This is a genomic window from Burkholderia sp. Bp8984 (assembly GCF_003853755.1).
Lineage (GTDB): Bacteria > Pseudomonadota > Gammaproteobacteria > Burkholderiales > Burkholderiaceae > Burkholderia.
Genome location: NZ_QTQN01000023.1, coordinates 1 through 24,700, shown reverse-complemented (window position 1 = coordinate 24,700; position 24,700 = coordinate 1). Strand labels below are relative to the sequence as shown.

At 67.2% G+C, this 24,700-nt stretch carries 24 protein-coding genes; 21 read left to right on the top strand and 3 right to left on the bottom strand.

Annotated elements, in window-relative coordinates; all coding sequences use genetic code 11:
• Positions 1-48: 48 nt before the first annotated feature.
• Positions 49-1,056 carry an allantoicase gene (gene alc / locus DID98_RS22585; protein WP_124488263.1) on the top strand — a complete coding sequence of 336 codons (1,008 nt, stop codon included), beginning with the start codon at positions 49-51 and terminating at the stop codon, positions 1,054-1,056.
• Positions 1,057-1,070: 14 nt separating this feature from the next.
• Positions 1,071-1,595: an ureidoglycolate lyase gene (locus DID98_RS22580; protein WP_044844245.1), complete on the top strand. Its 525-nt coding sequence runs from the start codon at positions 1,071-1,073 to the stop codon at positions 1,593-1,595.
• A gap of 210 nt (positions 1,596-1,805) precedes the next feature.
• Here the strand turns inward: DID98_RS22580 and fur are convergent, their stop codons facing one another.
• A complete protein-coding gene (gene fur / locus DID98_RS22575) occupies positions 1,806-2,234 on the bottom strand; it encodes a ferric iron uptake transcriptional regulator (protein WP_011350926.1) in 429 nt (142 codons plus the stop codon).
• 142 nt (positions 2,235-2,376) lie between these two features.
• Between fur and DID98_RS22570 the strand changes: the two genes are divergently transcribed.
• The 9 genes from DID98_RS22570 to DID98_RS22530 all read left to right on the top strand — a co-directional run bounded on the left by DID98_RS22570 (position 2,377) and on the right by DID98_RS22530 (position 11,673).
• Positions 2,377-3,183 (top strand): outer membrane protein assembly factor BamE, encoded by an 807-nt coding sequence (locus DID98_RS22570; RefSeq protein WP_044844162.1) that lies wholly within the window; start codon positions 2,377-2,379, stop codon positions 3,181-3,183.
• Between the two features lie 65 nt (positions 3,184-3,248).
• Positions 3,249-4,046, top strand: a complete 798-nt coding sequence (gene dapB / locus DID98_RS22565) for a 4-hydroxy-tetrahydrodipicolinate reductase (RefSeq protein ID WP_044844161.1) — start codon at positions 3,249-3,251, stop codon at positions 4,044-4,046.
• Between the two features lie 19 nt (positions 4,047-4,065).
• Entirely contained in the window at positions 4,066-4,734 is a 669-nt protein-coding gene (locus tag DID98_RS22560; RefSeq protein WP_044844160.1) for a MotA/TolQ/ExbB proton channel family protein, read from the top strand.
• Between the two features lie 22 nt (positions 4,735-4,756).
• Positions 4,757-5,212, top strand: a complete 456-nt coding sequence (locus tag DID98_RS22555) for a biopolymer transporter ExbD (protein WP_044844159.1) — start codon at positions 4,757-4,759, stop codon at positions 5,210-5,212.
• Between the two features lie 310 nt (positions 5,213-5,522).
• Positions 5,523-8,117: a leucine--tRNA ligase gene (gene leuS, locus DID98_RS22550; RefSeq protein ID WP_044844158.1), complete on the top strand. Its 2,595-nt coding sequence runs from the start codon at positions 5,523-5,525 to the stop codon at positions 8,115-8,117.
• Between the two features lie 38 nt (positions 8,118-8,155).
• A complete protein-coding gene (lptE, locus tag DID98_RS22545) occupies positions 8,156-8,710 on the top strand; it encodes an LPS assembly lipoprotein LptE (protein ID WP_124571462.1) in 555 nt (184 codons plus the stop codon).
• A gap of 18 nt (positions 8,711-8,728) precedes the next feature.
• Entirely contained in the window at positions 8,729-9,823 is a 1,095-nt protein-coding gene (gene holA, locus DID98_RS22540) for a DNA polymerase III subunit delta (protein WP_124571461.1), read from the top strand.
• 138 nt (positions 9,824-9,961) lie between these two features.
• A complete protein-coding gene (locus DID98_RS22535; RefSeq protein ID WP_044844155.1) occupies positions 9,962-11,233 on the top strand; it encodes a glutamate-5-semialdehyde dehydrogenase in 1,272 nt (423 codons plus the stop codon).
• A 17-nt stretch (positions 11,234-11,250) separates the two neighbouring features.
• On the top strand, positions 11,251-11,673 hold the full coding sequence (locus DID98_RS22530; protein ID WP_124488267.1) for a CopD family protein: 423 nt from the start codon (positions 11,251-11,253) through the stop codon (positions 11,671-11,673).
• 151 nt (positions 11,674-11,824) lie between these two features.
• On the opposite strand, the gene DID98_RS22525 is transcribed toward DID98_RS22530, so the two are convergent.
• Positions 11,825-12,673, bottom strand: coding sequence for a MurR/RpiR family transcriptional regulator (locus tag DID98_RS22525; RefSeq protein ID WP_044844153.1), 849 nt, complete (start codon positions 12,671-12,673; stop codon positions 11,825-11,827).
• A 293-nt stretch (positions 12,674-12,966) separates the two neighbouring features.
• Between DID98_RS22525 and edd the strand changes: the two genes are divergently transcribed.
• From edd to DID98_RS22500, 4 genes are all read left to right on the top strand, one after another.
• The gene (edd, locus tag DID98_RS22520; RefSeq protein WP_124571460.1) at positions 12,967-14,823 is read left to right on the top strand and encodes a phosphogluconate dehydratase; all 1,857 of its coding nucleotides are present in this window, start codon (positions 12,967-12,969) and stop codon (positions 14,821-14,823) included.
• Between the two features lie 19 nt (positions 14,824-14,842).
• Entirely contained in the window at positions 14,843-15,469 is a 627-nt protein-coding gene (gene eda, locus DID98_RS22515; protein WP_124571459.1) for a bifunctional 4-hydroxy-2-oxoglutarate aldolase/2-dehydro-3-deoxy-phosphogluconate aldolase, read from the top strand.
• 219 nt (positions 15,470-15,688) lie between these two features.
• Positions 15,689-17,050, top strand: a complete 1,362-nt coding sequence (locus DID98_RS22505; RefSeq protein ID WP_044844150.1) for a GntP family permease — start codon at positions 15,689-15,691, stop codon at positions 17,048-17,050.
• Between the two features lie 13 nt (positions 17,051-17,063).
• Positions 17,064-17,561, top strand: coding sequence for a gluconokinase (locus DID98_RS22500; protein ID WP_044844149.1), 498 nt, complete (start codon positions 17,064-17,066; stop codon positions 17,559-17,561).
• Positions 17,562-17,708: 147 nt separating this feature from the next.
• Here DID98_RS22500 and purB read toward each other — a convergent pair whose 3' ends face one another.
• Positions 17,709-19,097 carry an adenylosuccinate lyase gene (purB, locus tag DID98_RS22495; protein ID WP_044844148.1) on the bottom strand — a complete coding sequence of 463 codons (1,389 nt, stop codon included), beginning with the start codon at positions 19,095-19,097 and terminating at the stop codon, positions 17,709-17,711.
• 263 nt (positions 19,098-19,360) lie between these two features.
• Between purB and DID98_RS22490 the strand changes: the two genes are divergently transcribed.
• From DID98_RS22490 to DID98_RS22465, 6 genes are all read left to right on the top strand, one after another.
• Positions 19,361-20,314 carry a LysR substrate-binding domain-containing protein gene (locus DID98_RS22490; RefSeq protein WP_044848296.1) on the top strand — a complete coding sequence of 318 codons (954 nt, stop codon included), beginning with the start codon at positions 19,361-19,363 and terminating at the stop codon, positions 20,312-20,314.
• 276 nt (positions 20,315-20,590) lie between these two features.
• Positions 20,591-21,877: a Glu/Leu/Phe/Val dehydrogenase gene (locus DID98_RS22485; RefSeq protein ID WP_044848295.1), complete on the top strand. Its 1,287-nt coding sequence runs from the start codon at positions 20,591-20,593 to the stop codon at positions 21,875-21,877.
• 252 nt (positions 21,878-22,129) lie between these two features.
• Positions 22,130-23,023: a glutamate/aspartate ABC transporter substrate-binding protein gene (locus DID98_RS22480; RefSeq protein ID WP_185500314.1), complete on the top strand. Its 894-nt coding sequence runs from the start codon at positions 22,130-22,132 to the stop codon at positions 23,021-23,023.
• Positions 23,024-23,107: 84 nt separating this feature from the next.
• Complete coding sequence (locus tag DID98_RS22475) at positions 23,108-23,848, top strand: amino acid ABC transporter permease (protein WP_044848294.1); 741 nt, start codon at positions 23,108-23,110, stop codon at positions 23,846-23,848.
• Positions 23,848-24,525, top strand: coding sequence for a glutamate/aspartate ABC transporter permease GltK (gene gltK / locus DID98_RS22470; protein ID WP_014898078.1), 678 nt, complete (start codon positions 23,848-23,850; stop codon positions 24,523-24,525). Before DID98_RS22475 ends, gltK begins: the two co-directional genes overlap by 1 nt.
• Positions 24,522-24,700 (top strand): ATP-binding cassette domain-containing protein (locus DID98_RS22465; RefSeq protein WP_148092719.1); only part of this gene is annotated, 179 nt, incomplete at its 3' end. The genes gltK and DID98_RS22465, both read left to right, overlap by 4 nt.

Sequence of the window (24,700 nt, the reverse complement as noted above, 5' to 3'; positions counted from 1 at the left end):
CGGCCGGCGCGTCGATGCGCCGGTCCTTGCCAAAATAATGGAGACGACATGGCAGCCCCCATCCTCGATCCGAACGCGCCGGCCTTCACGCGGCGCTACATGAACCTCGCCGACCCGCGCCTGGGCGCGCAGGCGCTCTTCGCCAGCGACGAATTCTTCGCGCCGAAGGAGCGCATGCTGAATCCCGAGCCGGCCGTCTTCATTCCCGGCAAGTACGACGACCACGGCAAGTGGATGGACGGTTGGGAAACGCGCCGCAAGCGCACCACCGGCCACGACTTCTGCGTGGTCCGGCTCGCGCGGCCGGGCGTGATCTACGGCGTCGATCTCGATACGAGCCACTTCACCGGCAACTTTCCGCCGGCCGCGTCGATCGAGGCCTGTGCGGTGGACGGCGACACGCCGCCGGACGACACCGAATGGCGCACGATCGTCCCCGCGACGACGCTGCAGGGCAATTCGCATCACTACGTGAGCGTCGACGATGCGCAGCCGGTCACGCACCTGCGCGTGAACCTGTATCCGGACGGCGGGCTCGCGCGGCTGCGCGTGTACGGCCAGCCGCAGCGCGACTGGCGCCACGTGCCGGCGGGCGAACTCGTCGATCTCGCGGCGATCGAGAACGGCGGCTACCTGGTGGCCGCGAACAACCAGCACTTCGGTCCGGCCTCGCAGATGCTGATGCCGGGGCGCGGCGCGAACATGGGCGACGGCTGGGAAACGCGGCGCCGCCGCGAGCCCGGCAACGACTGGGCGATCGTCGCGCTGGCGCGGCCGGGCATCATCCGGCGCGTCGAGGTCGATACGGCGTTCTTCAAGGGCAACTTCCCCGACCGCTGTTCGCTGCAGGCCGCGCACGTCGCCGGCGGCACCGACGATTCGCTCGTCACGCAGGCGATGTTCTGGGCCGAACTGCTCGGCGAGCAGAAGCTGCAGATGGACCACGTGCATACGTTCGACCAGCTCGCAACGCTCGGCCCCGTCACGCACGTGCGCTTCAACATCTTCCCGGATGGCGGCGTGTCGCGCCTGCGTCTGTGGGGCGAGCCGGCTTGAAGGAGGGCATCGGCATGAGCGGACCACATATCCTGCGCGTCGAGCGCCTGACCCGCGAGGCCTTCGCGCCGTTCGGCGACGTGATCGCGCTCGAAGGCGCGCGGCACTTCCCGATCAACGGCGGCACCACCGAGCGCTTCCACGATCTCGCTACGATCGACGTCTGCGCGGACGGCGGCCGGCCGCTCGTCAGCGTGTTTCGTGCGCAGCCGCGCGCGCTGCCGGTGGCGATCACGCTGATGGAGCGCCATCCGCACGGCAGCCAGGCGTTCATCCCGCTGGCGGCCGTGTCGCGCTATGCGATCGTCGTCGCGCCGGCCGGCGAGTTCCGGCCCGACGCGATGCGCGCGTTCCTCGCCGAAGGCTGGCAGGGCGTGAACTACGCGAAGGGCGTCTGGCACCATCCGCTGCTCGCGCTCGACGCGGTCAGCGACTTCGTGATCGTCGACCGTGGCGGCCCGCAGCCGAACTGCGACGAGATTCCGCTCGACGACGCGTGGGCGCTCGAGTTCGAGCCGGCGTGCGCGAGCACGGCCTGACGCGCGAAGGTAGGGTCAGGGGTTGAGCGGATTCGAGTGGATCGAGCGCCGCGCGCCGGCGACACGCGGCGCCTCGTCCCGCACGATCGACCGAAAACGTTCCCGACCCGGCCCGCACGCGACGTGCGGGCCGTTTTTCCATCCCGAAAACAACACGGCCCGGGCGGCGAGCTGCCGGCCGGGCCGTCGCGCGTGCGCGCAGGGTGCGGATCAGTGCTTGCGGTGCGGACAGTTCTCGGTCGTGCAGGAGCCGTACATCGCGAGCGAGTGTTCCTGGAGCCGGAAGCCGCGTTCCTTTGCGATCGCTTGCTGGCGGCCTTCGATCTCGGCATCGAAGAATTCCTCGACGCGGCCGCAATCGAGGCAGACGAGGTGATCGTGGTGCGAACCTTCGTTGAGCTCGAACACGGCCTTGCCGGATTCGAAGTTGCTGCGCGTGAGCAGGCCGGCCTGCTCGAACTGCGTCAGCACGCGGTAAACGGTGGCGAGCCCGATGTCGAGCTGCTCGTTGAGCAGGTTGCGGTAGACATCTTCGGCCGTCAGGTGACGCACCGGGCTTTGCTGGAAGATCTCGAGAATCTTGAGGCGCGGTAGGGTGGCCTTTAGCCCGATATTCTTGAGATCCGTCGGATTGGTCATGGCTAGGCATCCCTAGAGTACAATGCAGGGCTTCAATGTTACCGGCTTTTCGCCGTTCCAGAAACACGCGCGACCCGCGACGCGGGCCAGCTCGGTGACGGAAATGTTCCCGGAATCCCTTTCGCACTATCAGAGGAGTCGCATGCGGAGTGCCATCATCGCTGCCGCCGCCGTTGCCGCGCTGGCTGGTTGTTCGTCGTACGACAGCGTGACGCAGCGCATCGCGCAGAGCATCACGCCCTATCGGATCACTGTCGTGCAGGGCAACTTCGTGTCGCAGGAGAAGGCCGCGCAGCTGCAGGCCGGAATGACGCGCGAGCAGGTGCGCGCGTTGCTCGGCACGCCGCTGCTGTCGGACATGTTCCATGCCGACCGCTGGGATTACCTCTTTTACTTCAAGCGCGGCTCGACGTCCGTCGTCCAGCAGCGCGACCTCGTGCTGACGTTCTCGGGCGATCGCCTCGCGAGCTGGACGGGCGCCGACAACCTGCCGTCCGAACTGGACCTGCTGGCCGATATCGACGGCGACCGCGGCGGCAAGAAGGCGAAGGCCGCGGCCGCGGCGAAGAAGGCGTCCGAAGCCGCCGCTGCCGCGGCTGCGGCGAGCGCCGCGCAGGCGACCGCTGCCGCGAGCCCGTCCGTCGAGCCGGTTTCCGGCGCGGCGGTCGACCAGGATGCGAACGCCCAGGCGGCGCGTGCGGCGAACCGCGCGACCAACCAGGTGTCCGGGCAGGGCACGACCGCCCGCCGCTTCACGCCGTCCGCGCAGGCCTCGGGCGGCGCGCCGGTGCCGGGCGGCCAGCCGCCGGGCGCCGCGCCGGCGATCCAGCCGCAGTTCCAGTTCCATCGCCCGCCGCAGCCGAACGCGTCGAACGAGGCGTCGCCGCCGGTCGGCCCGCAAGGCTCGGACAACCTGCAGAACCAGCCGCTCACCGCGCCGGCCCAGTAAGCGGCCGGCGTGCGGAAACAGGGCGGCATGCGCCGCCCGCCTTTAGACCTGTCGTGTAGAAAGCCATGAAGATTGCGATTGCCGGTGCATCGGGCCGTATGGGCCGGATGCTGATCGAAGCCGTTCTCAACGATTCCGACGCGCAGCTCGTCGGCGCGCTCGACCGCGCCGATTCGCCGTTCCTTGGCCAGGACGCGGGCGCGTTTCTCGGCAAGGAAACCGGGATCAAGCTGACCGACGACCTCGACGCCGTGTTCGCGCAGGCCGACTACCTGATCGACTTCACGCGGCCGGAAGGCACGATCGCGCACGTCGCGGCCGCGCTGCGCCACGACGTGAAGCTCGTGATCGGCACGACCGGCTTCACCGCCGAGCAGAAGGCCGAGCTGCAGGCCGCGGCAGGCAAGATCGGCATCGTGTTCGCGGCGAACATGAGCGTCGGCGTGAACGTCACGCTGAAGCTGCTCGAATTCGCGGCGAAGCATTTCTCGCACGGCTACGACATCGAGATCATCGAGGCGCACCACCGTCACAAGGTCGACGCACCGTCGGGCACCGCGCTGATGATGGGCGAGGCCGTGGCCGGCGCGCTCGGGCGCTCGCTCGACGACTGCGCGGTGTACGGCCGCCAGGGCGTGACGGGCGAACGCGACCCGTCGACGATCGGCTTCGCGGCCGTGCGCGGCGGCGACATCGTCGGCGATCACACCGTGCTGTTCGCCGGGATCGGCGAACGGATCGAGATCACGCACAAGTCGTCGAGCCGCGTGTCCTACGCGCAGGGCGCGCTGCGTGCGGTCCGCTTCCTGTCGGCGCGCGGCGCCGGCCTGTTCGACATGCAGGACGTGCTCGGCCTGCGCTGACCCTCACGGGGAAACTCCGATGGCGATTCCCACCGGCGTTGTCCACTACCTCGAAAGCGGCGATGCGATCACGCACGCCGTCGCCTACGTGCTGCTGGCGATGTCCGTCGCCAGCTGGTGCTTCCTCCTCATGAAAGCCTGGCTGCTGGTCCGTGCGAAGCGGCAGGGGCCGCGCGCGCTCGCCGCGTTCTGGCGCGCGCCGTCGCTCGATGCGGGCATCGCCGCGCTCGCCGGCACCGATCGCGAGCGCGTGTTCGTGCCGCTCGCCGAAGCCGCGCGCGATGCGGCCGACGAACACGATCCGGCCGCGCTGGCCGCGCGTGTCGAGCGCAGCGAACGCGTGCTGCGCGCGCTGCGTCACGCGATGCTGCGCTCGCAGCGGCGCCTCGAGTTCGGCCAGGTGCTGCTCGCGTCGATCGGCAGCACCGCGCCGTTCGTCGGGCTGCTCGGCACCGTCTGGGGCATCTACCACGCGCTCGGCAGCATCGCCGCGAGCGGGCAGGCGCAGATCGAGAACGTCGCGGGGCCGGTCGGCGAGGCGCTGATCATGACCGCGTTCGGGCTCGTCGTCGCGATCCCCGCGGTGCTTGCCTACAACATCCTCGGGCGGCTCGTGCGGCAGCTCGCCGAGGAACTCGACGGCTTCGCGCGCGACCTGCACGTATTCGTGTGCGCGCAGGGCGCCTGACGCGCGGCCGGGAGGAACGACCATGGCATTCGGCGGGCTGGAGCACCACAAGACGTCCGCGCCGATGGCGGAGATCAACATGACGCCGCTGATCGACGTGATGCTCGTGCTGCTCGTCATCTTCATCATCACCGCGCCGCTGATGACGCACGCGATCCGGCTCGACCTGCCGAAGGTCGCGGCCGGCGTCGCGCGCGACACGCCGCAGTCGGTCACGCTGTCGATCGACGACGCCGGCAAGCTTTACTGGGACGACGCGCCCGTCGCACTCGACGCGCTGCCGGCGCGCTTCCGGGCCGCCGCCGCGGGCGCCGCGCCGCCCGAGCTGCGGCTGCGCGCCTCGCGCGCGACCCGCTACGACGTGATCGCGCAGGTGATGGGCGCCGCGCAGGCCGCCGGGCTCACGCGGATCGGCTTCGTCACCGACGTGCCGCCGGCGGGCGCCGCCGCGCCGGCCGCCGCGGGCGCGACCCGCTGACCGGCTGACCGGCTGACCGGCTGACGCACCGGGCGCTCGCGCCATCCGTGTCGTCCCGCAGGCAAGAATGCGGGCCGGCCGGCGAGACCGGCCGTACCGCCCGCCACGAACGGTATAATCGTCGTTTTCGCCCGGTTGGCAGGGTTTCGCCGGGTAACCTGGAGACCCTCCGGGTTATCCGGCGAATATCCGGATCATGAGGCAGGCACGAGAACCGTGAGCCTGCCCCCGCCGCCGGGCTGCCCGATTTCGTCCACTTCCGCGTGCCCGCCTCGTGGCGCGCCGCTTAAAGCCTAGTCCGAACCACACCATGCACGAGAGATACGTACCCGCCGACGTCGAAGCCGCCGCTCAGGGCGACTGGCGCGCAGCCGATGCCTACAAGACGAAGGAAGATTCGCAGAAGCCGAAGTTCTACTGCGTGTCGATGCTGCCGTACCCGTCCGGCAAGCTGCACATGGGTCACGTGCGCAACTACACGATCAACGACGTGATGTACCGCTATCTGCGGATGAACGGCTACAACACGCTGATGCCGATGGGCTGGGACGCGTTCGGGATGCCGGCCGAGAACGCCGCGATGGCGAACGGCGTGCCGCCCGCGAAGTGGACCTACGACAACATCGACTACATGAAGGGCCAGATGCAGTCGATGGGCCTCGCGATCGACTGGTCGCGCGAGATCGCGACGTGCAAGCCCGACTACTACAAGTGGAACCAGTGGCTGTTCCTGAAGATGCTCGAGAAGGGCATCGCGTACAAGAAGACGGGCACCGTGAACTGGGATCCGGTCGACCAGACCGTGCTCGCGAACGAGCAGGTGATCGACGGCCGCGGCTGGCGTTCGGGCGCGCTCGTCGAGAAGCGCGAGATCCCGATGTACTACCTGCGGATCACGCAGTACGCGGATGAGCTGCTGAACGACCTCGACGGCCTCGGCTGGCCCGAGCGCGTGAAGATCATGCAGCAGAACTGGATCGGCAAGAGCTTCGGCGTGAACTTCGGCTTCCCGTACGAACTCGACGGCGAGCAGAAGCTGCTGCGCGTGTTCACGACGCGTGCCGACACGATCATGGGCGTCACGTTCTGCGCGATCGCGGCCGAGCACCCGCTCGCCACGCGTCTCGCGCAGGGCAAGCCGGAACTGCAGGCGTTCATCGACGAATGCAAGCGCGGCGGCGTCGCCGAGGCCGATGTCGCGACGATGGAAAAGAAGGGCGTCGCGACGGGCTTCTCGGTCAAGCACCCGCTGACGGGCGAGCCGGTCGAGGTGTGGATCGGCAACTACGTGCTGATGAGCTATGGCGAAGGCGCGGTGATGGGCGTGCCGGCGCACGACGAGCGCGATTTCGCATTCGCGAAGAAATACGACCTGCCGATCAAGCAGGTGATCGCGGCCGAAGGCCAGACGTACTCGCTCGACGCATGGCAGGAGTGGTACGGCGACAAGGAAGTCGCGACCTGCATCAACAGCGGCAAGTACGACGGCCTCGCGTACGGCGCGGCGGTCGACGCGATCGCGGCCGACCTGAAGGCCGGCGGCTTCGGCGACAAGCAGGTCACGTGGCGCCTGCGCGACTGGGGCGTGTCGCGCCAGCGCTACTGGGGCACGCCGATCCCGATCATCCACTGCCCGTCGTGCGGCGACGTGCCGGTGCCGGAGCAGGACCTGCCGGTCGTGCTGCCGGAAGACCTCGTGCCGGACGGCTCGGGCAACCCGCTCGCGAAGTCGGAAGCGTTCCTGAACTGTTCGTGCCCGAAGTGCGGCGCGGCCGCGAAGCGTGAAACCGACACGATGGACACCTTCGTCGATTCGTCGTGGTACTTCTCGCGCTACACGGCGCCGGACGCCGAGACGATGGTCGACGCGCGCACCGATTACTGGATGCCGATGGATCAATACATCGGCGGCATCGAGCACGCGATCCTGCACTTGCTGTATTCGCGCTTCTGGACCAAGGTGATGCGCGACCTCGGCCTCGTGAAGTTTGGCGAGCCGGCGAAGAACCTGCTGACGCAGGGCATGGTGCTGAACGAGACGTTCTACCGCGAAGACGCATCGGGCAAGAAGACCTGGTACAACCCGGCCGACGTGACCGTCGCGTTCGACGAGAAGGGCCGCCCGGTCGGCGCGACGCTGAACGCCGACGGCCAGCCGGTCGTGCTCGGCGGCATCGAGAAGATGTCGAAGTCGAAGAACAACGGCGTCGATCCTCAGGTGCTGATCGACCAGTACGGCGCCGATACCGCGCGTCTGTTCACGATGTTCGCCGCACCGCCCGAGCAGCAGCTCGAATGGTCGGGCGCGGGCGTCGAAGGCGCGAGCCGCTTCCTGCGCCGCGTGTGGAGCTTCGGCGCGACGAACCGCGAAGCGCTCGCCGCGCGCGCGGGCTTCGACGCGGCCGCGCTCGGCGATGCCGACAAGGCGCTGCGCCGCGAGATCTACAGCGTGCTGAAGCAGGCCGATTTCGACTACCAGCGCCTGCAGTACAACACGGTCGTGTCGGCCGCGATGAAGATGCTGAACGCGATCGACGGCGCGAAGGGCGCGACGCCCGGCGTGCTGCGCGAGACGTACGGCGTGCTGCTGCGCGTGCTGTACCCGGTCGTGCCGCACGTCACGTTCGAGCTGTGGAAGGCGCTCGGCTATGCGGACGAATTCGGCCCGCTGCTCGACGCCCCGTGGCCGAAGGTCGACGAGGCTGCGCTCGAGCAGGCCGAGATCGAACTCGTGCTGCAGGTGAACGGCAAGGTGCGCGGCGCACTGAAGGTCGCGAAGGACGCGAGCCGCGAGGCGATCGAAGCGGCGGCGGTGGCCGACGAAGCATTCGCGAAGTTCAGCGACGGCAAACCGGCGAAGAAGATCGTCGTCGTGCCGGGCCGCCTCGTGAACATCGTCGTCTGACGGCCGTTGGCCGCCGGGCGCACACAGAAGGAGCGAAGGTGATCCGCAGATCGTTTTTGATGCTCGCCGTCGGCAGCGCGCTCGCGCTGTCGGCATGCGGTTTCCAGTTGCGCGGCCAGCAGGACTACGCGTTCAAGCGCCTGCTGGTGGCCGGCGCGCCGGCGCCCGTCGAGGCGCGCCTGGTGCGCCTCGTCGAGGCCGGCAGCGACACGAAGATCGTCAAGTCGGCGGACGACGCCGATGCCGTGCTGCGCATGTGGGAGTCGCGTGGGCAGAACACGCTGACGCTCAACAAGTACGGCTCGGCGCAGGAATACGCGCTGTTCTATACGCTGAACTACACGCTGACGAGCAAGGACGGCACCGTGCTGATCCCGCCGAGCGCGATCGCGCTGAACCGCGCGATGACGTACAGCGACCAGTACACGAACGCGAAGGCGCAGGAAGCCGAGATCCTGTACGGCGACATGGAGAACGACGCGGTCGACCAACTGATGCGGCGTCTCGCGATCGTCCACTCGCTGACGCCGGCGCCGGAAGACGTGGTGCGGGGCGTTGCACCGGGCGCACCGCTGCCGCCGCCGCCGCTCTGATCGCCGGCGCACGTATCGATGCAATTGCGACTTGATGCGCTGGAGCCGCACCTCGCGAAGGGGATGGCCGGGCTCTACACCGTCTACGGCGACGAGCCGCTGCTCGCGCAGGAAGCGTGCGACTGCATTCGTGCGGCCGCGCGCGCGGCCGGCTTCACCGAGCGTTCGGTGCACACGGTCGAGCGCGGTTTCGACTGGAGCGTGCTGCTCGGCGCGACCCAGGCGATGTCGCTGTTCGGGGAGCGTCAGCTGATCGAGCTGCGCATTCCGTCGGGCAAGCCCGGCAAGGAAGGCGCCGACGCGCTGAAGACGCTCGCGGCCGCACCGAACCCCGATGCACTGATGCTCGTCACGTTGCCGCGCCTCGACGCGGCCACGCAGAAATCCGCGTGGTTTACCGCGCTGCAGAACGGCGGCGTCGCGCTGAAGATCGATCCGGTCGACCGCGCGCAGCTGCCGAACTGGATCGGCCAGCGTCTGTCGATGCAGGGCCAGCGCGTCGCGCCCGGCGACGACGGCCGGCGCGCGCTGCAGTTCATCGCGGAGCGCGTCGAGGGCAACCTGCTCGCCGCGCACCAGGAAATCCAGAAGCTCGGGCTGCTCTATCCGCAGGGCGTGCTGACGTTCGAGCAGGTGCACGACGCGGTGTTGAACGTCGCGCGCTACGACGTGTTCAAGCTGAACGAGGCGATGCTCGCGGGCGACGCCGCGCGGCTCGCGCGGATGATCGACGGGCTGAAGGGCGAGGGCGAGGCGATCGTGCTCGTGATGTGGGCCGTCGTCGAGGAACTGCGCACGCTGCTGCGGATCAAGCGCGGCACGACGGCCGGCAAGCCGCTGGCCACGCTGCTGCGCGAGAACCGCGTGTGGGGGCCGCGCGAGCGGCTGATCGGCCCCGCGTTGAACCGCGTGTCGGAAGGCGTGCTCGAGAAGGCGCTCGCGTTCGCCGCGAAGCTCGACCGGCAGGTGAAGGGGCTGTCGGCCGTCACGCCGGGCCGCCGCACGCAGGACGAGCCGCCGCCCGATCCGTGGGACGGCCTGTTCCAGCTCGCGATGACGGTGGCGGGCGCGCGCGGCGAACGACCGCCGACCGCGGGTCGCGTGCGGCGTTAAGCCCCGTCCGGGCCTTCAGCGCACGCATCGCAACCCGCTTACAATATTTCGATAGCCGGCGCGGCCTTCCTGCCGCCGCGCCTCACGCTTCTCCACGAATTCATGCCGCGCCAAGCGGCTCGCTTCTCGAGTCACACGATGGATATCGACCAGTACATGACGGACCTGGGCCGCCGTGCCCGGCACGCTTCCCGCGCGATGGCGCGCGCCAGCACGGCGGCGAAGAACGCGGCGCTCGACGCCGTGGCCCGCGCGATCGAGCGCGACGCGCAGGCGCTGAAGGACGCGAATGCGCGCGACGTCGCCCGTGCCCGCGAAAAGGGGCTCGATGCGGCGTTCATCGACCGCCTGACGCTGTCGGACAAGGCGCTGAACACGATGGTCGAGGGCCTGCGCCAGGTCGCGTCGCTGGCCGATCCGATCGGCGAGATCGGCAATCTCAAGTATCGCCCGAGCGGAATCCAGGTCGGCCAGATGCGCGTGCCGCTCGGCGTGATTGGCATCATCTACGAGTCGCGTCCGAACGTGACGATCGACGCGGCCGCGCTGTGCCTGAAGTCGGGCAACGCGACGATCCTGCGCGGCGGCTCCGAGGCGCTCGAATCGAACGCGGCGCTCGCGAAGCTGATCGGCGAAGGGCTCGAGGCGGCCGGCCTGCCGCAGGACGCGGTGCAAGTCGTCGCGACCGCCGATCGCGCGGCGGTCGGCAAGCTGATCACGATGACCGAATACGTCGACGTGATCGTGCCGCGCGGCGGCAAGAGCCTGATCGAGCGCCTGATCAACGAGGCGCGCGTGCCGATGATCAAGCACCTCGACGGCATCTGCCACGTGTACGTCGACGATCGCGCCGATCTCGCCAAGGCACTGACGGTGTGCGACAACGCGAAGACGCACCGCTACGGCACCTGCAACACGATGGAAACGCTGCTCGTGTCGGGCGGCATCGCAGCCGCGCTGCTGCCGCCGCTCGGCAAGCTGTATCGCGACAAGCAGGTCGAGCTGCGCGTCGATGCGGCCGCGCGCGCGGTGCTCGCCGAGGCGGGCGTCGGTCCGCTCGTCGACGCGACCGACGAAGACTGGCACACCGAATATCTCGCGCCGGTGCTGGCGATCAAGGTCGTCGACGGCCTCGACGCCGCGATCGAGCACATCAACCATTACGGCTCGCACCACACCGATGCGATCGTCACCGAGGATCACGACCGCGCAATGCGCTTCCTGCGCGAAGTCGATTCGGCGAGCGTGATGGTCAATGCGTCGACGCGCTTCGCGGACGGCTTCGAATTCGGCCTCGGCGCGGAAATCGGCATCTCGAACGACAAGCTGCACGCACGCGGCCCCGTCGGCCTGGAAGGGCTCACGTCGCTGAAGTACGTCGTGCTCGGGCACGGCGAAGGCCGCCAGTAAAGCGAGGCGCACAACCGATGGCAATGCTCTGGGTCAAGACGTTCCATATCGTTCTGATCGCCGCGTGGTTCGCGGGACTGTTCTACCTGCCGCGCATCTACGTGAACCTGGCCATGGAGACCGATCCGGCCGCGGTGCGGCGCCTGCTGCTGATGGCGCGCAAGCTGTTCCGCTTCATGACGATGATCGCCGTGCCGGCGCTCGCATGCGGGCTGTGGCTGTGGCTCGTGATCGGCATCGGCCAGGGGCAGGGCTGGATCCATGCGAAGGTGACGGTGGTGCTGCTGCTCGTCATCTACCACGCGTATTGCGGGCATCTGCTGAAGGTGTTCGAGCGCGGCGAGAACCGTCGCACCGACAAGTGGTATCGCGTGTTCAACGAACTGCCGGTGCTCGGCATGCTCGTGGCGGTCGCGCTGGTCGTGATCAAGCCGTTTTGAGCTGAGCGGCCGGTTGGCCGCACCGACCCAAGCGCAACGGCGCCCCGCGGGGCGCCGTTCTTCGTTTACGTGCGTGCCGGGTAGCGGCTGATGCGCCGGACCGTGCGTCGGTTCTGCATCGCTCATGCGCCGGCGGGGCGCCGTGCGTGGGTCAATCCTTCGTGCCGTCGTCGATCCGGCGGCGCGTGATCGCTTCCTTCGCGCGGCCGACGCGCTCCATCAATGCGGGCCCGCGCGACAGCGCGACGCCGACCGCGAGGATGTCGCCGATCGCGAGATGGGACATGCGCGACGTCATCGGCGAGAACACGTCGGTTTCCTCCGCGACGTTCGACGCGAGGCTCACCGTCGCGAGCTTCGCGAGCGGCGAATGGCTCTGCGTGATCGCGACGACCTTCGCGCCGCACGCGAGCGCGGAGCGCGCGGCCTCGACGATGTCGCGCGTGCGACCGGTGTTCGAGATCGCGACGACGACGTCGTGCGGCCCGAGCAGCGCCGACGACATCGAGAACGTGTGCGGGTCCGAATACGCGACGCTCGGCACGCCGAGCCGGAAGAACTTGTGCTGGATGTCCTGCGCGGCGATGCCGGAGCCGCCGGCGCCGTAGAACTCGATGCGCGACGCGTTCGACAGCAGCGCGATCGCGTCGGCGACGCTGCCGGCCGACAGGCTGTTGCGCACCTCGATCAGCGCGCCGATCGTGCGGTCGAACACCTTGCCGATGATGCCGGGCGCGGGCTCGTCGGGCTCGACGTCGCGATACACGGACGACACGCCCGGCGCGACGCTCTGCGCGAGCCGGATCTTGAATTCGCGAAAGCCGCTGCAGCCGAGCGCCTGGCAGAAGCGCGCGATGGTCGGCTGGCTGACGCCCGCGCGGGTCGACAGCTCGGTCATCGCGAGGTCGAGCACCTCGCGCGGCGCGGCGAGGATGTAGTCGGCGAGCTTGCGCTCGGACGGGCGCAGGTCGGCGCGGATCGCTTCAATGCGAGGCAGCATGGGACGGCGGATGGAAATCGGGTTCGGATGAGCGAGTGTATCGCAATCGAATTGTAGAAAATCTACATGAAAATGCTAGCTCTATCGTCGGCAATTTCTGCAGTGGACGATGCCGTGGATTAGGGTTTTCACTAGGAAAGCCTTGCTGGTGGCGGGGGTGTGAGTTGCGCGTATGCTGATCCGCATTGCGCGCTTGTAGTTTTTCTACTAGACTGACTTCGTTCGTTCGATGCACTCGACCGTCCCCACGATTCCAACCGCCGGTGTCCGTCCGGCATACAGGAGCGCCCAGCATGACGTCGCTGCACCCCACCCTGGCGAAAGTCACCGATCGCGTGATCGCCCGCAGCCAATCGACCCGTTCCGCCTATCTGCAGCGCATCGACGGCGCGCAAGGCAAGTTCCCGGCGCGCGGCGCGCTGTCGTGCGCGAACCTCGCGCACGGCTTCGCGGGTCTCGAAGGCAGCGACAAGTTCCAGATCAAGGCGATCCGCGAGCCGAACATCGGCATCGTGTCCTCGTACAACGAGATGCTGTCCGCGCACGCGCCGTACAAGGATTTCCCCGACATCATCAAGGCCGCCGCGCGCGAGAACGGCGGCGTCGCGCAGTTCGCGGGCGGCGTGCCGGCGATGTGCGACGGCGTCACGCAGGGCAACCCGGGCATGGAGCTGTCGCTGTTCTCGCGCGAGGCGATCGCGATGGGCACCGCGATCGCGCTCACCCACAACATGTTCGACGCGGCGCTCTGCCTCGGCATCTGCGACAAGATCGTGCCGGGCCTCCTGATCGGCGCGCTGCAGTTCGGCCATCTGCCGACCATCTTCGTGCCGGCCGGCCCGATGACGAGCGGCCTGTCGAACGACGACAAGGCGAAGATCCGCCAGCAGTTCGCGACCGGCCAGGTCGGCCGCGACGCGCTGCTCGAAGCGGAATCGGCGGCATATCACGGCCACGGCACCTGCACGTTCTACGGCACCGCGAACAGCAACCAGATGCTGATGGAGCTGATGGGCCTGCACCTGCCGGGTTCGGCGTTCGTCCATCCGCACACGCCGCTGCGCGACGCGCTGACCGCCGAAGCCGCGCGCCGCGTGCTCGACCTGACGGTCGAGCGCGGCCACTACACGCCGATCGGCCACGTGATCGACGAGAAGGCGATCGTCAACGGGATCGTCGCGCTGCTCGCGACGGGCGGCTCGACCAACCACACGCTGCACCTCGTCGCGATCGCGCGCGCGGCCGGCATCCTGATCGACTGGAACGATTTCGACGAGCTGTCGGCGGTCGTGCCGCTGCTCGCGAAGATCTACCCGAACGGCAAGGCCGACGTGAACCACTTCCACGCGGCGGGCGGCGTCGCGTTCCTGGTGCGCAACCTGCTCGAGGGCGGGCTGCTGCACGAAGACGTGACGACCGTGGCGGGCAAGGGCCTGTCGCACTACACGAAGGAGCCGAAGCTGATCGACGGCAAGCTGACGTGGGTCGACGGCACGCCCGAGAGCCACGACACGAAGGTGCTGCGCAGCATTCGCGACCCGTTCCAGCCGGACGGCGGCCTGCGCCTGATGCAGGGCCGGCTCGGCCGCGGCGTGATCAAGATCTCGGCGGTCGCGCCCGAGCACCGCAAGGTGACGGCGCCCGCGATCGTGTTCGATTCGCAGGAAGCCGTGCAGGAGGCCTTCGATCGCGGCGAGCTGAAGCGCGATTTCGTCGCGGTCGTGCGCTTCCAGGGCGCGCGCGCGAACGGGATGCCCGAGCTGCATCGTTTGACGCCGCTGCTCGGCGTGCTGCAGGATCAGGGCTTTCACGTCGCGCTGGTGACCGACGGCCGCATGTCGGGCGCGTCGGGCAAGGTGCCGGCCGTGATCCACGTGTCGCCGGAAGCGCTGCTGGCCGGCCCGCTCGGCAAGGTGAAGACGGGCGACACGCTCGTGATCGACGCGGAAGCCGGCATCCTCGACATCGAGGTCGACGACGCCGAGTGGCAGGCGCGCCCGGTCGCGCAGCCGCTGCACCAGGCCGAGAACGAGGTCGGTTTCGGGCGCGAACTGTTCGGCGTGTTCCGCGCGGCGGCCGCGCCGGCCGAGCTGGGCGCATCGGTTTTCGGGACGCTGGTCGGCGAAACGGCCGTCAGCGTCGCTGCATGAATTTCAAGGAGTGTTCCAGATGAAGACGATTGCTGAAATCGTGAAGCTGGGCCCGGTGATTCCGGTGCTCGCATTCGACTCGGTCGAGCAGGGCGAACACGTGTCGCGCGCGTTGCACGCGGGCGGCGTCAAGGTGCTCGAGATCACGCTGCGCACGCCGGCCGGCCTGGAGGCGATCCAGCGCGCGAGCCAGCTCGCGGACGACATCGTCGTCGGCGTCGGCACGATCACGAAGCCCGAGCACTGCGAGCAGGCGAAGCGCGCGGGTGCGAAGTTCGGCGTGTCGCCGGGCCTGACGAAGGACCTGCACCTCGCGTCCCTCGACGCCGGCCTGCCGCTGCTGCCGGGCGTGATGACGCCGAGCGACATCATCCAGGCGCTCGAGTTCGGCTACGAGATCGTCAAGTTCTTCCCCGCGCAGCAGGCCGGCGGCGTGCCGATGCTGCAGGCGTTCCACGGTCCGTTCCCGGCGCTGAAGTTCTGCCCGACGGGCGGCATCACGGTCGACACCGCGCCGAATTTCCTGAAGCTGCCGAACGTCGTATGCGTCGGCGGTTCGTGGCTCACGCCGAAGGCCACGCTCGCCGCGCAGGACTGGGCCGAAGTCACGCGCCTCGCGCAAGCCGCGAGCCAGCTGCCCCGTTAAGACTTGTACGAAACGAACGTTTGACCCTCGGTAAGCGAGCGCTTAGTGCTTGTTTTACCGAGGGTTTTTGCTGATGGAACCGGTTCTATCCGCGGACCGTAAAGATAAGTAAAATTCAGCGTCCTCGCGGGGTGGGAACCCCCGTGTTTCGGAGACCTGCATAGCCGGGCATACTCGCAACAACTCGCCCGGTTCGAACAATCCTAGGAGGAGTGCCACATGGGGGCTGTCCAAGGCAGCATGCTGCTCATTTATACCGTGATCGCGATCGTCGCGCTGATCGTGATGATCGCGCGGTTCAAGATCTATCCGTTCCTGGTGCTCATCATCGTCTCGCTCGGCCTCGGCCTCGTGGTCGGGATGCCGATGGACAAGATCGTCAAGTCGTTCGAGACCGGCAACGGCAACACGCTCGGCCACATCGCGGTGGTCGTCGGCCTCGGCACGATGCTCGGCAAGATGATGGCCGAATCGGGCGGCGCGGAGCGGATCGCGACCACGCTGATCGACTGGTTCGGCGAGAAGAACATCCATTGGGCGATGATGTTCGTCGCGATCATCGTCGGCCTGCCGGTGTTCTTCGAAGTCGGCTTCGTGCTGCTGATCCCGATCGCGTTCAACGTCGCGAAGCGCACCGGCAAGTCGCTGCTCGTCGTCGGCCTGCCGATGGTCGCGGGCCTGTCCGTCGTGCACGGGCTGATTCCGCCGCACCCGGCCGCGCTGCTGGCCGTCCAGCAATACGGTGCCGACATCGGCAAGACGATCGCGTTCGGCCTGATCGTCGGCGTGCCGACCGCGATCGTCGCGGGCCCGCTGTTCGCGCTGATGATCTCGAAGTTCGTCAAGCTGCCGGAGAACAATCCGCTCGCCGCGCAGTTCGTCGAATCGCACACGGAAGGCAAGCAGCGCGAACTGCCGAGCTTCGGCATCACGCTGTTCACGATCCTGCTGCCGGTGATCCTGATGCTGGTCGGCAGCTGGGCCGACCTGATCTTCACGCCGAAGTCGCTGCCGAACAGCCTGCTGCGCTTTGCCGGCAACTCCGACGTCGCGCTCCTGATCGCCGTGCTGGTGAGCTTCTTCACGTTCGGCAAGCTGCAGGGGTTCAACCGCGACCAGATCCAGAAGTTCTGCGGCGAGTGCCTGGCACCGATCGCCGGCATCACGCTGATCGTCGGTGCGGGCGGCGGCTTCGGCGGCGTCCTGCGCGACAGCGGGATCTCGCAGCAGATCGTCGAGACCGCGAAGCACGCGCACCTGTCGCCGCTGCTGCTCGGCTGGTTCGTCGCGGCGCTGATGCGTCTCGCGACGGGCTCGGCGACGGTCGCGATGACGACGGCCTGCGGCATCGTCGCGCCGATCGCGGCGGCGTCGGGCGCGGCGGTTCGTCCGGAGCTGCTGGTGCTCGCGACGGGCTCGGGCTCGCTGATCTTCTCGCACGTGAACGACGGCGGCTTCTGGCTGATCAAGGAATACTTCGGGATGACGGTCGGTCAGACGTTCAAGACCTGGTCGCTGCTTGAAACCATCATCTCGGTGCTCGGTCTGAGCTTTACGCTGCTGCTGAGCGTGGTTTTGTAACAAGGGGTAGTCAATGATTCTGATCGCAATGGGCGTGTCGGGCGCGGGCAAATCGCGAATCGGCGAAATGCTGGCAGAACGCCTGTCGTGCAGCTATACCGACGGCGACGCGTTTCACAGCGCGGCGAACAAGGAAAAGATGCACAACGGCATTCCGCTGACCGACGACGACCGCTGGCCGTGGCTGCGCACGATCCGCGCGGCCATCGAGGAAAAGCAGCGTGCCGGCGAGACGGCCGTGTTCACGTGCTCTTCGCTGAAGCGGTCGTACCGCGACGTGCTGCGCGGCACCGACACCGACGTGCGGTTCGTGTATCTGAAGGGCTCGTTCGAGGTGTTGCACGAGCGCCTGAAAAGCCGCACCGGCCATTTCTTCGATCCGTCGCTGCTGAAGAGCCAGCTCGACACGCTCGAGGAGCCGGGCCCGGACGAGGCGATCGAGGTCAGCATCGAACTGACGCCCGAACAGATCGTCGATCAGGTGATGGCGAAGATCGGCCACGCGCACTGAGCGCGGTTCGCGGCAATCGTGATGCCGCAGTGAGACAGGCGCCCCTCGGGGCGCCTTTTTTCGTCGAGCGTGCGCGAGCCGCCAAAGAAAAAGCCCGATGCGAGCAATTTCGCATCGGGCTTTTTTTCCGTCCGGCGACGGCGGCGCTTACGCGATCCGCTTCGCGAGTTCGACGGCCTTGCCGATGTACGACGCCGGCGTCATCGCGAGCAGGCGGTCCTTCGCATCCTGCGGGATCGCGAGCGTGGCGACGAATTCCTGCAGCGCTTCGCGCGTGATGCCCTTGCCGCGCGTCAGTTCCTTCAGCTGTTCGTACGGGTTCTCGATGCCGTAGCGGCGCATCACCGTCTGCACCGGCTCCGCGAGCACTTCCCAGCAGTTGTCGAGATCTTCGTTCAGGCGCTGCGGGTTGACTTCGAGCTTGTCGAGGCCGCGGATCAGCGAGTCGTACGCGAGCAGCGAATAGCCGAGCGCGACGCCCATGTTGCGCAGCACCGTCGAGTCGGTCAGGTCACGCTGCCAGCGCGACACCGGCAGCTTGTCGGCGAGGTGGCGCAGCGTCGCGTTCGCGAGGCCGAGGTTGCCTTCCGAGTTCTCGAAGTCGATCGGGTTGACCTTGTGCGGCATCGTCGACGAGCCGATCTCGCCGGCCTTCGTCTTCTGCTTGAAGTAGCCGACCGAGATGTAGCCCCACACGTCGCGATCGAGGTCGAGCAGGATCGTGTTCGCGCGCGCAACCGCGTCGAACAGCTCGGCCATGTAGTCGTGCGGTTCGATCTGGATCGTGTACGGGTTGAACGTGAGCTTCAGGCGGTTCTCGATCACGTCGCGCGAGAACGCTTCCCAGTCGAATTCCGGATACGCGGACAGGTGCGCGTTGAAGTTGCCGACCGCGCCGTTCATCTTGCCGAGGATCTCGACCTTCTCGATGCGCGTGATCGCGCGTGCGAGGCGCGCGGCGACGTTCGCGAGCTCCTTGCCGAGCGTCGTCGGGCTGGCCGGCTGGCCGTGCGTGCGCGACAGCATCGGCTGCTCGGCGAGCGCGTGCGACAGCGCGACGAGGCGCTGGTGGACCGTGCGCAGCGCCGGCACGATCACGTGCTCGCGCGCACCGGCGAGCATCATCCCGTGCGACGTGTTGTTGATGTCTTCGGACGTGCACGCGAAGTGGATGAATTCGCTGGCCTTCTCGAGTTCGGCCTGGCCCTTGACCGATTCCTTCAGCCAGTATTCGACGGCCTTCACGTCGTGGTTCGTCACGCGCTCGATTTCCTTGATGCGCGCGGCGTCGTGCGCGGTGAAGCGCTCCGCGAGCTGCAGCAGGAATTGTTCGGACGCGTCGGAGAAGCGCGGGACTTCCGCGAAGCCGGCGCGCGACAGCGCGATCAGCCAGTGCACCTCGACGGTGACGCGGTGGCGCATGAAGGCGGCTTCGGAGAGCCAGTCGCGCAGCGCTTCGGTCTTGCTGGCGTAGCGGCCATCGATGGGCGAGAGCGCGGTGAGGGCGAAAAGCGTATCGGGACGAGTGTCGGACATGATCGGGCGGGCCTTGGGGCCGGGTCGAGCGAGGGGGGAAGAATCCGACATTTTACCATCGCCGCGGGGTGATCCCGGCCGAACCGGTCCGGCCGCCGCCGCCGCGGGCGATCGGCACGCGCCCGGCGCCCGGGCGGCGCGCGACCGGCCTGCCGGCAGGCGCCCGCGCCGGCTCGCCGGGGCGCCCGCCACGCCGCCGGGCCGGCCCGCCCGCCGGTAGAATGCAGGCTTCTTCCCGACCGCCGCCCGCCGCGCCCGCCTGCATGGAACTGAAATGGCTCGAAGACTTCGTCTCGCTCGCGGAAACGCGCAGCTTTAGCCGCTCCGCCGAACTGCGGCACGTGTCGCAGCCCGCGTTCTCGCGGCGTATCCAGGCGCTCGAGGCGTGGCTCGCGACCGAACTGATCGATCGTTCGGTCTATCCGACGCGGCTCACGCAGGCCGGCCAGATCTTCTACGAGCAGGCGCTGACGATGCTGTCGCAGGCGCACGAGGCGCGCACGCTGCTGCGCGGCCACGTTGGCGCGCCGGTGCCGACGATCGAGTTCGCGGTGCCGCACACGCTGTCGCTCACGTATTTTCCGCGCTGGCTGCAGCGGATCGAGGCGAAGATGGGGCAGGTCCACACGCGGCTGCGCGCGCTGAACGTGCACGATGCCGTGCTGTCGCTCGTCGAGGGCGGCTGCGATCTCGTGATGGGCTACCACCACCCGAGCCACCCGGTCGCGCTCGACCCGGCCCGCTACGACATGCTGGTGCTCGGCAGCGAGCCGATCAGCGCGTTTTCGGCGCCGGGCCGCGCCGGCCGGCCGCGCTATACGCTGCCGGGCACGGCCGAGGCGCGCGTGCCGTACCTGTCGTATACGCCGAACGCGTATCTCGGCCGGATGACCGAAGTCATCGTGGCGAATGCACCGACGTCGCTGTTCCTCGATCGTGTTTACGAAACCGACATGGCGGAAGGGCTGAAGGCGATGGCGCTCGCGGGCCACGGCGTCGCGTTCCTGCCGCACAGCGCGGTCGAGGACGCGGTGGCGAGCGGCCGCCTGATCCGGCTCGACCGTTCCGCGCGCGGCGGCACCCATCCGTTCACGCTGACGATGGAGATCCGCCTGTACTGCGACAAGCTCGCGCTGCAGGGCGACGATCCGCACCAGAAACTCGTGCGCGCGCTGTGGGACGTCGTGCGCGACGAACTGCGCGAAACCACCGGTTAACCGTGGGCGGTTAACCGGGCCGGTCGGGCGCGAGCGGCTGACGAGCCGCTTTCGGCGCCTGTCGGACGCCCGTCCGGCGGGCGTCCCGCGACTTTCACGACGATTTTTCACGCCCGCGATGCACGGCCGATCGCGGGCGTTCTTGCGCAAATCGACCGCGGATTTGCGAAAAATCACGATCATGCAAGAAACGCATAATCGAATAAGCAAACGGCATTGGATAAAAAAAACGGGTTTTTCGACAATGTGCGCAATCCGTTGAACGTTGGAGTGTCCATGTCTTCGCAACTGCAGTCCATCCCGTCCTACCTTCACGCCGACGATCTCGGCCCGTGGGGCAACTACCTTCAGCAGGTCGATCGCGTCGCGCCGTACCTCGGCTCGCTGTCGCGCTGGCTCGAGACGCTGAAGCGTCCGAAGCGCATCCTGATCGTCGACTGCCCCATCGAGCTCGACAACGGCACCGTCGCGCACTTCGAAGGCTATCGCGTGCAGCACAACGTGTCGCGCGGCCCGGGCAAGGGCGGCGTGCGCTACCACCAGGACGTGACGCTGTCGGAAGTGATGGCGCTGTCGGCATGGATGTCGGTGAAGAACGCGGCCGTGAACGTGCCGTACGGCGGTGCGAAGGGCGGCATCCGCGTCGACCCGCGCAAGCTGTCGCGTGGTGAGCTCGAGCGCGTGACGCGCCGCTACACCAGCGAAATCGGCATCATCATCGGGCCGAACACCGACATTCCGGCACCGGACGTCAACACCAACGAACAGGTGATGGCGTGGATGATGGACACGTACTCGATGAACCAGGGCCAGACGTCGACCGGCGTCGTGACCGGCAAGCCGATCGCGCTCGGCGGTTCGCTCGGCCGCAAGGAAGCAACGGGCCGCGGCGTGTTCGTCGTCGGCTCCGAAGCGGCGAAGAAAAAGGGCCTGGAAATCGAAGGCGCGCGCATCGCGGTGCAGGGCTTCGGCAACGTCGGCGGCATCGCGGCGAAGCTGTTCCAGGAAGCGGGCTCGAAGGTGATCGCGGTGCAGGATCACACGGGCACGATCTACCAGCCGGCCGGCCTCGATTCGAACAAGCTGCTCGACCACGTCGCACGCACGGGCGGCGTCGCGGGCTTCGAAGGCGCCGAGCCGATGCCGAACGACGAGTTCTGGACGGTCGAGACCGACATCCTGATCCCGGCGGCGCTGGAAAACCAGATCACCGAAAAGAACGCGGCGAAGATCCGCACGAAGATCATCGTCGAAGGCGCGAACGGCCCGACGACGACGGCGGCGGACGACATCCTGAGCGCGAACGGCGTGCTCGTGATCCCCGACGTGATCGCGAACGCGGGCGGCGTGACCGTGTCGTACTTCGAGTGGGTGCAGGACTTCTCGAGCTTCTTCTGGACGGAAGACGAGATCAACCACCGTCTCGAGCGCGTGATGCGCGAAGCGTTCGCCGGCGTGTGGGCGGTCGCGGAAGAGCACAAGGTGACGGTGCGTACGGCGGCGTTCATCGTCGCGTGCAAGCGCATCCTGATGGCGCGCGAAATGCGCGGCCTGTACCCCTGATCGGTCGTTGCCGATCGCCGATCGGTTGACTACGATCAAAGCATGACGCAATCCACCCGATTGCGCGCATGAACCCTCGCGGGCGATGCCGAATCCGGCATCGCCCGCGCGCGCATTCAGGTGCCGAAACGGGCGCCCGGAGCCGGGAGGACGGCTTCGCACAGCGCGATTCGTAGTGCGGTTAACAACCAGTACTTTCAAAAATATTACTTTGATACACTGGCGCGGGTTTTAGCCAAGGAGATGACCAAAATGAAATACCAGAAGGCAGTCCTGATGGTCGCGGCGCTGTGCGCGTTCGCGAGCGGCGCGCACGCACAGGAGACCGGCACGCTGAAGAAGATCAAGGACACGGGCGTGATCGCGCTGGGCCACCGCGAATCGTCGATTCCGTTCTCCTACTATGACCAGAACCAGCAGGTCGTCGGCTATTCGCGCGAATTCCAGTTGAAGGTCGTGGACGCGGTGAAGAAGAAGCTGAACCTGCCGAACCTGCAGGTCAAGAACATCCCGGTCACGTCGCAGAACCGCATCCCGCTCGTGCAGAACGGCACGGTCGACATCGAGTGCGGCTCGACGACCAACAACCTGGAGCGTCAGCAGCAGGCCGCATTCTCCGACACGATCTTCGTGATCGGCACGCGCCTGATGACGAAGAAGGATTCGGGCGTGAAGGACTTCGCCGACCTGAAGGGCAAGACGGTCGTGACCACCGCCGGCACGACGTCCGAGCGCCTGCTGCGCAAGATGAACAACGACAAGCAGCTGGGCATGAACATCATCAGCGCGAAGGATCACGGCGACTCGTTCAACACGCTCGAGTCGGGCCGCGCGGTCGCGTTCATGATGGACGACGCGCTGCTCGCGGGCGAGCGCGCGAAGGCGAAGCAGCCGGGCGAATGGGTGATCGTCGGCACGCCGCAGTCGGAAGAGGCGTACGGCTGCATGATGCGCAAGGGCGATGCGGACTTCAAGAAGGTCGTCGACGACGCGATCTCGCAAGTCGAGAAATCGGGCGAAGCCGCGAAGATCTACGCGAAGTGGTTCGAGAACCCGATCCCGCCGAAGGGGCTGAACCTGAACTTCCCGCTGTCCGATTCGATGAAGAAGCTGTACGCGAACCCGAACGACAAGGCGCTCGACTGACCACGCGGCCGTTGACGCAGAAATGACGCTACTGAAACGGAAGAGGCCACGCTTCTTCCGTTTCTTTTTGCTGGAGTCTTGCCCATGTCTTACCACTGGAACTGGGGCGTCTTCCTGAGCCCCGTCTCGACCGGCGAGCCGACGACTTATTTCGGATGGCTGATGTCCGGCTTCTGGGTGACGATCGAGGTGTCGCTCGTCGCCTGGGTCATCGCGCTGATCGTCGGTTCGCTGTTCGGCGTGCTGCGCACGGTGCCGAACAAATGGCTGTCCGCGATCGGCACCGTGTACGTGTCGATCTTCCGGAACATCCCGCTGATCGTGCAGTTCTTCATCTGGTACCTCGTCGTGCCCGAGTTGCTGCCCGCATCGATCGGCACCTGGATCAAGCAGTTGCCGCCGACCACGCAGTTCTTCACCTCGTCGATCATCTGTCTCGGCCTGTTTACGGGCGCGCGCGTGTGCGAACAGGTGCGCTCGGGGATCAACGCGCTGCCGAAGGGCCAGCGCGCGGCCGGCCTCGCGATGGGCTTCACGCAATGGCAGACGTACCGCTACGTGCTGCTGCCGGTTGCGTACCGGATCATCGTGCCGCCGCTCACGTCCGAGTTCCTGAACATCTTCAAGAACTCGGCGGTCGCGTCGACGATCGGCCTGCTCGACCTGTCCGCGCAGGCGCGCCAGCTCGTCGACTACACCGCGCAGACCTACGAGTCGTTCATCGCGGTCACGCTCGCGTACGTGATCATCAACCTCGTCGTGATGGCGTTCATGCGCTGGATCGAAGGCCGCACGCGGCTGCCCGGCTACATCGGAGGCAAGTGATGCATCAGTTCGACTGGAGTAGTATTCCCGGCGCGATACCGACGCTGTGGACGGGGGCGATCGTCACGTTCAAGATCACGCTGATCGCGATCGTCGTCGGCATCGTCTGGGGCACGTTGCTCGCGCTGCTGCGGCTGTCGGGCGTGAAGCCGCTCGCGTGGTTCGCGAAGGCGTACGTGACGGTGTTCCGCTCGATCCCGCTCGTGATGGTGCTGCTGTGGTTCTTCCTGATCGTGCCGCAGGTGCTGCAGGGCGTGCTCGGGCTGTCGCCGACGATCGACATTCGCCTCGCGTCGGCGATGGTCGCGTTCTCGCTGTTCGAAGCCGCGTATTATTCCGAGATCATCCGCGCCGGCATCCAGGCGGTGCCGCGCGGGCAGGTCAACGCCGCGTTCGCGCTCGGTATGAACTACGCGCAGGCGATGCGCCTCGTGATCCTGCCGCAGGCGTTCCGCGCGATGGTGCCGCTGCTGCTCACGCAGGCGATCGTCCTGTTCCAGGATACGTCGCTCGTGTACGTGATCAGTCTCGCGGACTTCTTCCGCACGGCCGCCAACGTCGGCGATCGCGACGGCACGACCGTCGAGATGGTCCTGTTCGCGGGTGCATGCTATTTCGTGATTTGCTCGGTGGCGTCTGCCCTCGTCAAAGGTCTCCAGAAAAAGGTCACAAGATGATTTCCATCAAGAACGTTTCCAAGTGGTACGGCCAGTTTCAGGTCCTCACCGATTGCACGACCGAGGTCAAGAAAGGCGAGGTGGTGGTCGTGTGCGGTCCGTCCGGCTCGGGCAAGTCGACGCTGATCAAGACCGTGAACGGCCTCGAGCCGTTCCAGCAGGGCGAGATCCTCGT

What these genes read in the sequence shown, in the direction of transcription:
- DID98_RS22555 (WP_044844159.1), top strand. Translation starts at nt 4,757, where the DNA reads ATGGCATTCGGCGGGCTGGAGCACCACAAGACGTCCGCGCCGATGGCG.
- DID98_RS22525 (WP_044844153.1), bottom strand. Translation starts at nt 12,673, where the DNA reads ATGCTGCCTCGCATTGAAGCGATCCGCGCCGACCTGCGCCCGTCCGAG.
- DID98_RS22500 (WP_044844149.1), top strand. Translation starts at nt 17,064, where the DNA reads ATGATTCTGATCGCAATGGGCGTGTCGGGCGCGGGCAAATCGCGAATC.
- purB (WP_044844148.1), bottom strand. Translation starts at nt 19,097, where the DNA reads ATGTCCGACACTCGTCCCGATACGCTTTTCGCCCTCACCGCGCTCTCG.
- alc (WP_124488263.1), top strand. Translation starts at nt 49, where the DNA reads ATGGCAGCCCCCATCCTCGATCCGAACGCGCCGGCCTTCACGCGGCGC.
- DID98_RS22530 (WP_124488267.1), top strand. Translation starts at nt 11,251, where the DNA reads ATGGCAATGCTCTGGGTCAAGACGTTCCATATCGTTCTGATCGCCGCG.
- DID98_RS22475 (WP_044848294.1), top strand. Translation starts at nt 23,108, where the DNA reads ATGTCTTACCACTGGAACTGGGGCGTCTTCCTGAGCCCCGTCTCGACC.
- eda (WP_124571459.1), top strand. Translation starts at nt 14,843, where the DNA reads ATGAAGACGATTGCTGAAATCGTGAAGCTGGGCCCGGTGATTCCGGTG.
- DID98_RS22505 (WP_044844150.1), top strand. Translation starts at nt 15,689, where the DNA reads ATGGGGGCTGTCCAAGGCAGCATGCTGCTCATTTATACCGTGATCGCG.
- fur (WP_011350926.1), bottom strand. Translation starts at nt 2,234, where the DNA reads ATGACCAATCCGACGGATCTCAAGAATATCGGGCTAAAGGCCACCCTA.
- holA (WP_124571461.1), top strand. Translation starts at nt 8,729, where the DNA reads ATGCAATTGCGACTTGATGCGCTGGAGCCGCACCTCGCGAAGGGGATG.
- DID98_RS22580 (WP_044844245.1), top strand. Translation starts at nt 1,071, where the DNA reads ATGAGCGGACCACATATCCTGCGCGTCGAGCGCCTGACCCGCGAGGCC.
- DID98_RS22535 (WP_044844155.1), top strand. Translation starts at nt 9,962, where the DNA reads ATGGATATCGACCAGTACATGACGGACCTGGGCCGCCGTGCCCGGCAC.
- DID98_RS22570 (WP_044844162.1), top strand. Translation starts at nt 2,377, where the DNA reads ATGCGGAGTGCCATCATCGCTGCCGCCGCCGTTGCCGCGCTGGCTGGT.
- edd (WP_124571460.1), top strand. Translation starts at nt 12,967, where the DNA reads ATGACGTCGCTGCACCCCACCCTGGCGAAAGTCACCGATCGCGTGATC.
- DID98_RS22490 (WP_044848296.1), top strand. Translation starts at nt 19,361, where the DNA reads ATGGAACTGAAATGGCTCGAAGACTTCGTCTCGCTCGCGGAAACGCGC.
- DID98_RS22480 (WP_185500314.1), top strand. Translation starts at nt 22,130, where the DNA reads ATGAAATACCAGAAGGCAGTCCTGATGGTCGCGGCGCTGTGCGCGTTC.
- dapB (WP_044844161.1), top strand. Translation starts at nt 3,249, where the DNA reads ATGAAGATTGCGATTGCCGGTGCATCGGGCCGTATGGGCCGGATGCTG.
- leuS (WP_044844158.1), top strand. Translation starts at nt 5,523, where the DNA reads ATGCACGAGAGATACGTACCCGCCGACGTCGAAGCCGCCGCTCAGGGC.
- DID98_RS22485 (WP_044848295.1), top strand. Translation starts at nt 20,591, where the DNA reads ATGTCTTCGCAACTGCAGTCCATCCCGTCCTACCTTCACGCCGACGAT.
- DID98_RS22560 (WP_044844160.1), top strand. Translation starts at nt 4,066, where the DNA reads ATGGCGATTCCCACCGGCGTTGTCCACTACCTCGAAAGCGGCGATGCG.
- gltK (WP_014898078.1), top strand. Translation starts at nt 23,848, where the DNA reads ATGCATCAGTTCGACTGGAGTAGTATTCCCGGCGCGATACCGACGCTG.